This is a genomic window from Burkholderiales bacterium (assembly GCA_013695435.1).
GTDB lineage: Bacteria > Pseudomonadota > Gammaproteobacteria > Burkholderiales > JACMKV01 > JACMKV01.
Genome location: JACDAM010000069.1, coordinates 1 through 2,391, shown reverse-complemented (window position 1 = coordinate 2,391; position 2,391 = coordinate 1). Strand labels below are relative to the sequence as shown.

The window sequence follows — 2,391 nt, the reverse complement described above, 5'->3', positions numbered from 1 at the left end:
GTCGCCGGCGTTGAACGTCTCGTATTGGGCGACGATGAAGTTCGGATTGAAATTGAAATCGCGGCTTAAAATCGGCTCGCGAAAAAACAGCGTGCCCGCCGCATAATCGATGTCGTAATCGATATGGCGCAGCAGTTGCCGGCTTTGTACGATGACTTCGGAGCGAAAACGATCGCGCGAATCGACGCGGATTTTTTCGCCGTTGATCACGATATTGCCGCGCGACAAACGATACAAACCCGACGTGCCGTTGCCCTGGATTTCATCGCGCGCGAAATTCTGCGCGGTATCCGACGCGAACGCGCTGTAGTTGATCAGTTCACCGCGGAATTCGCTTTTCACGCCAGTCAAAGTCCGGCTGTAGCGTGTAAGCTTGGTCTGCGTGAGATCAGTTTCGTAATCGCCAAACAGTGCATAAAACTGATCGCGCTCGATTTTCAGATACAGCTTTTCCTGGCTGGCCGCGTCATAGCGCTGCTCGGCGCCGTCGCCGTACAAGGTATAGAACTGCTGCGGGTCGATGGTCGACAGCACGCTATCGCGGCGGCGCGGCCCGTCGGGCTTGTCCGAATCGTAGGCCATGGTCAGCAGCCATTTGCCTAGCACCTGGCCTTTCGCGTACAGCGAAACCTGGCCGTCCGTGTACGCATCGTCATCGACGCCAGCTTCTTTCAGGGACTGCATATTGCCCTTTAATGTGTTGTAGCCGACTGTGCCCGAAGCGAAACCGACCACGACCCAATCGCGCGGCTTGCCTTCGAGCCAGAGCCGGAATTCGTCTTCGCGCGCGGCGCGGTCGTTTTGCGGAAAGCTGAGGTTCAGCACGAGGCTGCCGCTTTCCGTCGTCGGCGCGAGTTCGATGTAGGCGAGGCCGTCGTCGCCTTCGACTTTATAGGTCGGCTCATAACGATCGAGTCCGGCCAGTTGGCGCTGCTGCTGGAACGCGATCTGCTGCGCCGGAACGTAAGGCGGGTTGACGCGAATGGCGCCGGTAATGCCGGCGCGAACCGGATGGCCGTCGCGATCGAGAATACGCACCGCAATCACCGGCTTGTTGATGCCGTCGGCGATCAGCACGGATTCTTCGGGAACCAGTACGGCGCGCGCCGGGCTGTTCGAATATCGCACGTCGCGCGAAAGTGTGGTCACGATCGCGCCGCGTTCGTCGATGACATCGGCATCGAAACGATTAGCGCCGTCGGTCAGCGGGAGGCCGCGCCAGACACTGATCGCGATCGTCTTGTCCGCGCTGGTTTCGGCGCCGTCGAAGCTCAGCGCATCGACCGCTTCGCCTTTATTTCTTAGCACGATTTTTTGATTCGGCGCGTGCTTGATCGCAATGCGCACCGCTGGTGCGCGCGGGTTGTGATTCGCGTCCGGGAACAGCCATTCGACGCCGGGCTTTTGTCCGATCAGAAAATCGGTCTTGCCACCGGCGGCAACCGCGTCTTCCCTGATGGGGCGGCGCTTTTTAACGGCCGACGGTGCTGCGACTTCAGCAGCCCCCCCACCCTGCTCCCCACTTTCGCGGCGACGGCGCCTATCTTCCCCGCGAGAGGGGAGGGTTTCTATGGGATCGCCAGAGCCCTGGCTAATATTGGTTTTCGCGGCGCCCCTCGCATCAGTCGCGCCCGCTTCAAATTTGCTCCCTCCCCCTTGATGGGGGAGGGCCGGGGTGGGGGTGACGCTCGCCGCAGCAGCAGCTTCAGCTGAAGTCGAAACCGCGTTTCTCGTGAGATCGGGATGATCGGCTTTGCGACGCACATAAAAATCCGCGCGCCACAACGTTCCACCCTGAGCCTCGACAAACTGCGAAAACGAGCGCCCGGCAAACCGCGTATTCTGGATGCATGGCACCGCTTCGAGATGCGGCGGCAGACTGTCGAGATCGAGTTGGACAACGTGCGTTCCCGGCCGCACGCCTTCGAAATGGAACTGGCCGTCCAGATCGGTCGCAACATAGGTGCCGTTTTCGAGCAGCATGCGGATATTGGGCACGCCCTTGAGCGATTCCATCGCCATGTCGCATTCACCTTCGACAACGCGGCCGATGATCGTGAACTGCGAAGTAAAAAATGGTTCGCGTATCCGCACCGAGGCGAGCGCGACATTCGAGGTGATGCCGCCGCTTGCCGTGCCGACGGCGCGGTTGACTGCTTCGCCTGTGCGCGAGCCGGCGCCAACCTGCGCCACATAGCTTAATTCGGCTTTAGCGCTTGCGGCGATCGTGCCGACAGCAATCGTCAGCGTGCGGCCATCGCTGCTGATCGAAGGATCGGCCGCTATCTGGCCGCTGACGCGCAGCGACCCACCGCGGTAGCGCATGCCGAGCGGCAAGGTATCCGTGATTACGACGTTGTTCACAGGCCCGGCCGTATTGCGGTTTTCGAC

1 protein-coding gene is annotated in these 2,391 nt (G+C 60.6%); it reads right to left on the bottom strand.

The window, feature by feature from the left end; all coding sequences use genetic code 11:
* On the bottom strand, nt 1-2,391 hold a 2,391-nt coding region (locus tag H0V78_04110), incomplete at both ends, for a DUF11 domain-containing protein (protein MBA2350989.1).